This is a genomic window from Bacteroidota bacterium, from assembly GCA_030706565.1.
Classification (GTDB): Bacteria; Bacteroidota; Bacteroidia; order Bacteroidales; family JAUZOH01; genus JAUZOH01.
Genome location: JAUZOH010000111.1, coordinates 1 through 10679 on the forward strand (window position 1 = coordinate 1; position 10679 = coordinate 10679).

Here is a 10679-nt window from a genome sequence, read left to right on the forward strand (position 1 = left end):
GATCCCTTTAATATCAATATATCGGTAATAACTTGGTAAAAACTTTTTTGTCAAAATAATCAACAGGTTAGACAAATACTTATTTTTGATGAAAATTTATTTTAATGATTTTGTGTAGCCAGTATACGTTAAATTCCAAGTTGATTGAGCTGTCTATAATTTAATATTACTAAAATTTTTTTGCATGAAGAAGAAAATTGCAGTGGCCCGTTTGTCCATTATTTCAAATTCTGCCCTTATTGTTTTAAAACTGACAGTTGGAATAATCAGCGGGTCGGTGAGTATAATTTCAGAATCCATCCACTCCACCATTGACCTCCTGGCTTCTCTGATTGCTTTTTTCTCTGTTAAAATTTCCGGAACACCACCCGACAAAGAGCATCCATACGGCCATGGGAAATATGAAAATATCTCCGGTGTGATAGAAGGCTTGCTCATCTTTGTGGCTGCAATCTGGATAATTATTGAAGCGGTCGACAGATTCATCCATCCCAAGCCGGTTGAAGCTATAGGACTGGGCTTTATCATCATGGTCATTGCCTCAGCAGTGAACTTTTTTGTATCCCGGAAATTATATAAAGTGGCCAAAGATACTGATTCGGTTGCTTTAGAAGCCGATGCCCTGCACCTGAAGACTGATGTTTACACAGCTCTGGGAGTAGCTGCCGGTTTGCTGATCATGCTGATCACTAAAATCCACCTTTTCGATCCGCTGCTGGCCATTATCATGGCCCTGCTCATCCTTAAGGAATCTTATGTCCTGCTGAAAAATGCCTTTTCACCCTTGCTCGACACCTCCCTGCCCGACGAGGAAGTAAAATTAATCACTTCAATTATTAATGAGGAGAATGTGGAGTTTCATCATTTGCGCACCCGCAAAAGCGGGGACTCAAGATTTGTGGATTTCCATATTGAATTGCCTGAAAAGACCTCCCTGAAGGATGCACACGAAAAGTGTGATGAAATTGAAAACTCCATCAAGAACAAACTCGACAATATTGAGATAACCATTCATACAGAGACTCTTGAGGGAGATGATGGAAAATAAGAAAATAAAAAGAACACGTTTTAAATTTTTTTCTACCTTTGCGCCCGAAATTTTTGCTTTAGTGGTGAAAATTTCAGGGAGATTAGTTTTTTTCATAGTAGTTTTTTTAGTTTTGGTTTATAGTACCATCCTTAGGGATGGTACTTTTTTTTACTCTATTCTTTAATCAATTATCCCCGTTTATATTTTATCTTACCCTTTCAAACATTATATTTGTCAATTTTAATTATTTACTAAATTCTTAAAATATTCTTTCAAAGTGTATATTTGCTTTGCCAAAATTTTAGATTTATAAACGATTTTCTATGAACATCGAGCAACACATAAAAATAACAGTGGTAAAGGCTGTTAAAACTCTTTACAATCAAGACATAAACAGCGATATCATTCAAATTCAAAAAACACGTAAGGAATTTACGGGCGACCTGACCCTGGTTGTTTTCCCTTTCCTGCGTCTTTCCAGGAAATCTCCGGATATTACCTGTAATGAAATCGGGAGTTTTTTAAAAGAAGAAATTGACGATATTTTTGATTTTAACGTGATCAAAGGTTTTCTGAACCTGGTCATTAGTCCGAGATACTGGTTATCCTTTTTAAATTTTGCCTATTCCACACCTGATTTTGGTTTTATCGATTCAGAGAATTCCTCCAAAACGGTGATGATTGAATATTCCTCCCCCAATACCAACAAGCCCTTGCACCTGGGGCATATCAGAAATAACCTGATCGGATATTCTGTAGCTTCTATTCTGAAAGCCAATGGTTACAAGGTAATTAAAACAAACCTGGTAAATGACCGGGGTATACATATCTGTAAATCCATGCTTGCCTGGCTAAAATGGGGTAACGGGATTACGCCCGAAAAATCAGGTGTCAAAGGTGATCACCTGGTAGGCGACTATTACGTGAAGTTCGACCAGGAATACAAAAAACAGATTCAGGAGCTTGAAGAAAAAGGGATGAGCAAGGAAGAGGCCGAAAAAAATGCACCGCTTATCAATGAAGCCCAGGAAATGCTCAGGAAATGGGAAGCCAAGGATCCTGAAATAATTGAACTTTGGAAGAAAATGAACCAGTGGGTTTATGAGGGTTTTGATGTCACCTACAAAACACTGGGAGTGGATTTCGACAAGATTTATTATGAATCGCAGACTTATCTGCTTGGAAAATCTCATGTGCTCAAGGGATTAGAAGACGGTGTGCTTTTTCAGAAAGAAGATGGTTCCGTCTGGGCTGACCTCACCGGCGACGGCCTCGACCAGAAGCTGCTTCTCCGTTCCGACGGCACCTCGGTTTATATGACCCAGGACATTGGTACGGCCGAACAACGGTTTAATCAATATCACATGGACCAAATGATCTATGTTGTGGGCAATGAACAGAATTATCATTTTCAGGTACTTAAACTGGTTTTGGACAAACTCGGATTTCACTGGTCAAAAAAGATCAAACACCTCTCCTATGGCATGGTGGAATTGCCTAACGGCAAAATGAAATCGCGCGAAGGTACCGTGGTCGATGCCGACGATCTGATGGAGGAGATGTTCCAGACGGCCAGGGATATGTCCGAAGAACTGGGCAAGCTTGAAGGCTTGTCGGAAGAAGAAAAAAATGATATTGTGAATATTATCGGACTGGGTGCCCTGAAATACTTTATTTTAAAAGTCGATCCTAAAAAGAACATGACTTTCAATCCTGCCGAATCCATTGATTTTAACGGGAATACAGGCCCTTTCATCCAGTATGCCTATGCCAGGATTCAGTCCCTCATGCGCAAAGCAGAAGAAATGGATCTCATTCTCCCGGAAACAGTTAAAAACACTATTACTATAAATGAAAAAGAACGGGAACTGATCAAACTGGTAGATGATTTTCCAGGGGTTATCCGGGAAGCAGGAAATGCGCTTAGCCCTGCTTTGATAGCCAATTACGCTTACGAACTGGTTAAAGAATACAACCAGTTCTATCATGATTTCAGCATCTTAAAAGAAGAGGATACGGACATCCGTAATTTACGCTTAATCCTTTCGAAAGTAATCGGACAGACCCTGTTCGCTGCCATGAAACTCATGGGTATTAATATGCCTGAAAGAATGTAATTTATTTACAAATAATTTATAAACTAAATATAACTATTATGGAACGAACAATTAAAATCTTCACATTTATGATGATTGCCGGCCTGATTGTTGCAGGCTGTACACATCCGGCTGATCCGGCTGAAAGTGCAAAGAAATATCCCAAAACACTCAGCAATATTAAAGAATTAATTAATAAGACGACGGAGGCAAAAAATGAATTTGTTGCATATTCCGGCAGTGCTGACCAAACGAACTTCAATGGTATTGCAAAATTATTCTCTGCTGCTTCTAAATCGGAAGGTATCGGTCTTGCCAGCCTGAAGGAAATATATGAAAATCTGGGATTTACCCCGGACAGTATCCAGACCGGTTTTGAGGTTGAAAATAATGCAGCAAATCTGAAAATAGGATTAAAATATCAAAGTTATATGCTTGAGAAATTGCCTGCTTTCATCGCCGACGCCAAAAAAGAAGGGGAACAAAATGCTGAAACCCTTTTCACGCGTATGCTGAACACGGAGAAAAAATATCAGGACCTGTTCAAGAAAGCCATGGCCGATTCGACCAAAGACAGTCCCAATCTGGTTAAAGGATATCAAGTTTGCAGCAAATGTGGTTCATTAACAGATGCCGCAAATGCTCCTAAAAAATGCAGTGTTTGTGGTGCTTCTAAAAGGAAATTCATATCGTTATAGATAACAAATTTTATTAAAAAAGCCTCGTTAATTCCCTCAATTAACGAGGCTTTTTTATTGTCTGACAGAGGAATCAGATAAAAGAAAAATTGTTAAATTTGATTAATTTAACAAACGGTTCTTAGCAATAGAAATTTAATGTTTATGGCATGGCTTCCATTAAAAATGGTGGCTGAGCGTAGTTGCAGCCATTGGGTGATGTCCTTGCCTGCATGACAACGTCGTTGCCTGAACATAATCCAGGAAGAAGGCGAGTCTTATTGAAACTAAAATTTCGATATCAATGACCACTGATCATAGTAAAATTGATTTACAGCGCCTCATTGCCGAAAAAAACGAACGGCTCAAGGAACTTGCATGCCTCAACCACACCACCGAAATCATCAAACAAGCAAAGCCTGTCGAGGAAACCTTGAGGCAGATCTGCTTAATTTTACCCGATGCCTGGCAATTTCCCGAACTGGCCGTTGCCAGGATAGAGTTTGAAAACCTTACTTTTACCACTCCCAACTTTCACGAAACCCCCTGGAGGCAATTCCAAAAATTTGAAACAGTAGACAAAAAACAGGGAAGGATAGAAATTTTTTATTTAAAAGAGATGCCTTCTTCCGACGAAGGCCCTTTCCTAAAAGAAGAAAGGCATTTAATAAATAATCTGGGCATCATTATCGGAAATTACCTGAACAGCGTGGAAGCCGAATCCTTTTTGCAGAAAATTCCCAGGGAAGAAGCGGCCAGGAAAGAAATCCAGGATTATCAGGCAACTCCGGCCAACAGCAGGCAGTTGCTTCAGAAATTTTTAAGCAGGCACGATTCCAACCTTAATATTTTTCACGACCTGATGCCCTTTCATGTCAAGGAAATATTGTTGATATCGACGCTTTACGATGCTTTCAGCATAGAAAAGGAAGGGCGTTTCTCAGAACACCTTCTGGGTGAATATCAGGAACTCAATCTGACCAGCATTCCCCGGATCACCGGGGTAACGACCTATATGGAAGCCCTGGAGCAGTTGCTTAAAAAACATTTCGACCTGGTCATCCTGATGGTCGGCAGCAATAAAAAGTTACCCTTTGAAGTATGCCAGAAAATCAAACAAGGCTTTCCTTACCTGCCTGTCTATCTTTTATTGAACAACAACAGGGACACAAGCATCCTGCGCTATAAAAAACAACAGCTGGCCGGTATCGACCGGATATTTGTCTGGAATGGAGATTCCAGGGTATTTTTTGCCATAGTCAAACAGCTGGAAGACAAAGTAAACCTCGAAAACGATATACGCCTGGGTATGGTCAAGGTTATCCTGCTGGTTGAAGATTCCGAAAAATATTATTCCCGTTACCTGCCTATGCTTTATTACAGTGTTATCGAACAATCCAGGAAACTCATCGAACAGTCCAGTACAGACGAACTGTATAAAGTGCTCAAACTCAGGGCAAGGCCTAAAATCCTTCTGGCCCAAAATTACGAAGAAGCGAAAGCCATCATCGATAAATATGAAGATAATTTGTTATGCCTGATCTCAGATGTAAATTTCGAAATCCATGGGAAATTTGATCAGGAAGCCGGTTTCAAACTGATTAGTGAAATAAAGGAAAAAATCAATTGGTTGCCCACCATTATCCAATCCCTGGATACAAGCAATTCCCATAAAACTTTCGAACTGAAATCAACCTTTATCAATAAAAATTCGGCAACGCTGTTGCAGGATATAGAAAGTTTTATCAGCCATCTGATTGTTTTCGGGAGCTTTGTTTTCCGTGATGGCGAAGGTAGAAAAATTGCCACGGCCAATAATATTACAGAATTTGAGCAACTTTTAGACACGGTTCCCCTTGAATCGCTTGTGTTTCATGGGACCAGGAATCATTTTTCCTCCTGGCTGATGGCAAGAGGCGAAATTGAAATTGCAAAAAAAATAGGCCCGGTCAAGGTTTCGGATTTCAAATCGGCTTTGGAATTCAGAAAATATTTCAAGTTTATTTTAAAGAGATATATCAGCGAACCCCGTAGTGGGAAAATAATAGACTTTGAAGAAGAGGCTTTATACGACGATTCCAACATTATCTGTCTTGGTTCCGGGGCCCTGGGCGGGAAAGGCAGGGGGCTTGCCTTTATCAATTCGCTCATTCACCACATCGACTTTTCGGATTTCCTTCCCGAGATACAATTCAGGTCGCCTAAGACCTGTATCATTGGCACTGACGAATTTGACCTGTTCCTGGAAAGAAACCATCTCAAGGAAAAAGTTTATGCAGAAACCGACTATACGTTCATCAAAAAACTATTTATTGAAGCCAACCTGAGTGAGGGGCTGATTAAAAAGCTCAAGGCCGTGCTGAAAGTTTATACCCGCCCCCTTGCCATACGGTCATCAAGCCTTTTTGAAGATTCTGCCCTGAAACCTTTCTCAGGTATTTACGAAACCTATCTTTTACCTAACAGCAATCCTGATTTCAACGAACGTTTCAGTCAGGCAGTGAAAGCCATAAAGCTTGTTTTTGCTTCAGTCTTTTCTGATAATTCCCGCACCTATTTCAAAGCCATTGATTATAAAATTGAGGAGGAAAAAATGGCTGTGATCTTACAGGAAGTAGTCGGGAATCAATTTGAACAATATTACTATCCCCATATCAGCGGAACTGCGCAAAGTTACAATTATTACCCCATAGCCCACATGAAGCCTGAAGACGGATTTGCCGTGATCGCTTTGGGACTGGGGCAGTATGTCGTAGAAGGAGAAAAGGCCTGGAGGTTTTCGCCCGTTTATCCCAACCTGGGAATCAGTCCGAACAAAATATTGCTGAAAGACAGCCAGGTTTATTTTTATGCAATTGACCTGTCCAAACAAAATTTCAATCTTCTGAATGAAGGCAGTGAAGCTGGCCTTTCCCGGCCTGATATTTATTTGGCCGAGAAACACGGCACACTGAAACATTGTGCATCGGTTTACAATGCCAATAACGACACCATCGAAGCGGGTTTGTCGACACCCGGGCCCAGGATATTGAACTTTGCCGATATCCTTAAGCACGATTACATCCCTTTAGCCAAAAGCCTGAGCATTGCCCTGGATGTTTTTAAAGAGGCCCTGGGGGCCCCCGTGGAAATTGAATTTGCAGTTGACCTGAACCATTCCGGAGAAAGGCAGCTGCCCTCCTTCTATCTCCTGCAAATCAAACCCTTACTGGGACAGGAAAATGATATTGTTGTAGAGACAGAACTGGATAAAAAAAATATCCTGCTCTATTCCTCACAAAGCATGGGAAATGGTAAAGTTACAGATATAGAGGATGTAATTTACGTGAAGCCTCAATGCTTTGACAAATTACATACCCTGGAAATGGCGGCAGACATTGAAAAAATGAATAAGATCTTATTAAATGAAAACAGGAAATATGTCCTCATCGGCCCGGGACGTTGGGGAAGCCGCGACAGATTTATCGGAATTCCGGTGGCTTGGCCACAAATCTGCAATGCCAAGGTAATCGTAGAAACCAGCCTGGAGGATTTTCCCCTCGATGCCTCCTTGGGTTCGCACTTTTTTCACAATGTCACTTCCATGAATGTGGGTTATTTTTCGGTACAGCATACTTCCCCTTCCGACATGATCAAATGGAATATACTCAGGCAACAACCCGTGGTTAATGAAACAAAATATATAAAACATGTACGTTTTGCAAAGCCATTTTCCATCATTATGAACGGAAATAAAGGTACGGCGTATATCTGGTACGGAAATATCACAGATTATCTGCGTCAAAAAAATCCTGTTCCCTTTTCCTGATAGCCTTATGCATCAATCAAATGGAGAATAAACAGGTAAAATAATTGGCTGAAAGTTGAGTTTAATTTAAAATATTACATTTGTATATTAATAATTAAAGAGCAGGAAATTATGGACTACCTCGATCGATATAATTATTTCAGAAAAGTTTACAATGAACATGAAGACCTGATTAATATCACTGATTCAAACCTTAGCCTGCTAAACCTGAATTTCAAAACAAAAAACAATCATGTCTTTTATGTTAAAGACAAAATAAAAAATCGTTTTGTCCGGAAATTATTCAAACGTGATTCCAGAATCAAGGAGAACAGGGCTTTCCGCTATCCGATGATTAAACATCAGAACGGGAAGAAATCAGACAGTTTTATCATCCTTCTGCATGGTTTAAACGAAAAAGACTGGACCAAATATTTTCCATGGGCTTTTTATATGGCCGAACAGACCGGACGTGACGTGATGCTTTTCCCCATCTCCTTTCACATGAACCGTACACCCAGTGCCTGGAAGGATCCGCATCTCATGTCCAAGATTTCTTTTATAAAAAAGTTGATTAGCCCTCAGGTTCAAAAAGACACCTTTGTCAACGCAGCACTGAGCCTTCGTTTACAATTACATCCCCAGCGCTTCTTCCTTTCAGGAATTGAAACAATTTTTAACTTATTGGATTTATTTAAACAAATTGATGAAAACAAGCATCCCTATATCGCCCCTGGTGCCAGGTATGATCTTTTTGCCTATTCCATCGGAGCATTTCTGACCGAAATTTTATTGATGTCCGACCCTGAAAAAAGGTTCAGCAATTGCCATGCCATGTTATTTTGCGGAGGGGCCAATTACGACCGTATGCACGGAGTATCAAAATTCATCATGGACAGTGAAGCCAACAATGCCATCACAAATTTCTTCCTCAACAATCTCGACAAGGAATTAAAAAAAGACAGAAGGTTGCGTAAACTGATTAATGATACGGAAACAGGATTTTATTTTAAATCACTGATAAACAGCAACAAGATGGTTGAAGAAAGAGAAAACCGCCTGAAAGAAATCAGCAATCGCATGGCAGCCGTCGGACTGCAAAAAGACAGTGTTATGCCCGCCGAAGCATGCAGGCTATCACTTCAGGGGGATAAGAGTGATATCCCCATTCAGTTTTTGACTTTGGACTTCCCCTTTTCTTATTCGCATGAGAATCCTTTCCCCGCTTCAGAGAAAATAAGAAGTGAGGTGGATAGCAGTTTCCGGGAAGTATTTGATAAAGCATCAAACTTTTTACAGTAGCTTTGAAAACCGGATATCCTTTTAAAATCGCGGATTCTCTGAAATTTCTTGAAATTATTATCCAAGCTTTACACATGAAATTTATTCTCATTTTGATATTATCAGTTATTTTGTTCAGTTCCTGTACGGAAAGAATGGATATTGAACTGGATAAAACTTATCCCAGGCTTGTTGTAGAAGGTAACCTCACCTCTGAAGAAGCTTTTCAAAAGGTCAAACTTACAAGATCCTCAGATTTTATGACAGATCAATCTTATGAGCCTGTATCAGGTGCAAAAGTCACCATCTATGATTCAATCAGCAAGAATTATTTTAATTTATTTGAAAACGACAGCATCAAAGGGCTTTATCAGACCAAATCCCATGTGCGTGGAATACCAGGACATACTTATAATCTGAAAATAGAGAATGTCGATATAGACAGCAATGGGATTAAGGAAACATATACAGCATCCTCTACCATGCAACCCATCAATCCAATTGATTCTATTGACATTGTCCCCTATATTGAAAAAATAAGCAAGGAAAAAGGTTGGGAAATCAGGCTGTACATGTGGGATTCGCCTCAAAAAGATTATTACGTGTTTAAAATATTAAAAAATGGGAAATTATTGTCGGATACCATCACGGAATGGGAATATACTGATGATGTGCTTTTTGACAACCAATATATTAATGGAATAACCTGCTACTATTTGAAGGAGAAAAAGGAGGATGAAAAATTACAAAGTGGAGATGTGGTCACCCTCGAAGTAGATGGAATCAATAAAGATTACTTTAATTTCATTAATGATGCGATAATGAATTATTATCCGTCCATTCCAATTTTTAGTCCTCCCCGGGCAAATGTCAGTACCAACATCCTGCCCAAGGAAAAAACATTTGGTTTCTTTGCGGCGTATTCAGTGAGAAAAATAAGTGTTATATATAATGATCACGGAAAACCTCCATTTTAATTTTATGATTATCCTCATCATTATCAAAAATAAATGTAGCAGATTTAAAAGAGAAGTTATAATTTCGCAATTTCAAATATGAAATGTTTTATGAAGAATAATTTGTGGGGATTCGTTAAGAAAATTTTTGCCATTATCAAATCGCTTTGTCTTATCTGCTACCGGAGATTTTCAGCTTTCAATAAAAAAGTTAAACAGAAACCGCGTGGAATAAGGTTCCTGGCTTATACAGGTTATGTTGTATGCCTATTTGTCATCTATTTGATTCTGGTTGATATTAATTTTTTATGGCTTTTTGGCCGTTCGCCCAATGTCAGGGAAATTGGAAACCCGCACATGGACATTACCTCTGAGTTGTATTCTTCGGATGGAAAACTGATAGGGAAATACTTTGACGTGAACCGTACACCGGTTAAATATTATGAAATCTCGCCGAAGCTGATTAAAACCCTGGTTGCAACAGAAGATGCACGTTTCTATTCGCATCACGGAATTGACATAAAAGCCTCTTTTTCAGTACTTTGGTACATGGCAAGAGGAGACAAACGCGGAGGCAGTACCATCACCCAACAATTGGTAAAAAACCTGTTTAAAACCCGTTCGAATTATTCCAGGGGATTGCTGGGGTATGTGCCTTTGGTCAGGGTATTAATTTATAAAACCAAGGAATGGATTAATGCACTAAAAATCGAGATGCTTTATTCCAAAAAGGAAATCCTGACCATGTACTTCAATACAGTGGATTTCGGGAGTAATACCTATGGAATCAAAACTGCAGCCAAGACTTTCTTCAACACTACTCCTTATAAGCTGAATTACCAGCAATGTGCA

7 protein-coding genes are annotated in these 10679 nt (G+C 39.5%); all 7 read left to right on the forward strand.

The window, feature by feature from the left end:
- Nucleotides 1–184: 184 nt before the first annotated feature.
- Nucleotides 185–1048 carry a cation diffusion facilitator family transporter gene (locus Q8907_07620; protein ID MDP4274131.1) on the forward strand — a complete coding sequence of 288 codons (864 nt, stop codon included), beginning with the start codon at nucleotides 185–187 and terminating at the stop codon, nucleotides 1046–1048.
- Between the two features lie 305 nt (nucleotides 1049–1353).
- A complete protein-coding gene (gene argS / locus Q8907_07625) occupies nucleotides 1354–3147 on the forward strand; it encodes an arginine--tRNA ligase (GenBank protein MDP4274132.1) in 1794 nt (597 codons plus the stop codon).
- 38 nt (nucleotides 3148–3185) lie between these two features.
- A complete protein-coding gene (locus tag Q8907_07630) occupies nucleotides 3186–3824 on the forward strand; it encodes a hypothetical protein (GenBank protein ID MDP4274133.1) in 639 nt (212 codons plus the stop codon).
- 283 nt (nucleotides 3825–4107) lie between these two features.
- Nucleotides 4108–7611: a PEP/pyruvate-binding domain-containing protein gene (locus Q8907_07635; GenBank protein MDP4274134.1), complete on the forward strand. Its 3504-nt coding sequence runs from the start codon at nucleotides 4108–4110 to the stop codon at nucleotides 7609–7611.
- A gap of 111 nt (nucleotides 7612–7722) precedes the next feature.
- Nucleotides 7723–8892, forward strand: coding sequence for a DUF6051 family protein (locus Q8907_07640; protein MDP4274135.1), 1170 nt, complete (start codon nucleotides 7723–7725; stop codon nucleotides 8890–8892).
- A 74-nt stretch (nucleotides 8893–8966) separates the two neighbouring features.
- The gene (locus tag Q8907_07645; protein ID MDP4274136.1) at nucleotides 8967–9848 is read left to right on the forward strand and encodes a DUF4249 family protein; all 882 of its coding nucleotides are present in this window, start codon (nucleotides 8967–8969) and stop codon (nucleotides 9846–9848) included.
- Between the two features lie 90 nt (nucleotides 9849–9938).
- Nucleotides 9939–10679: biosynthetic peptidoglycan transglycosylase (locus tag Q8907_07650; GenBank protein MDP4274137.1), on the forward strand; the 741-nt coding region annotated here is incomplete at its 3' end.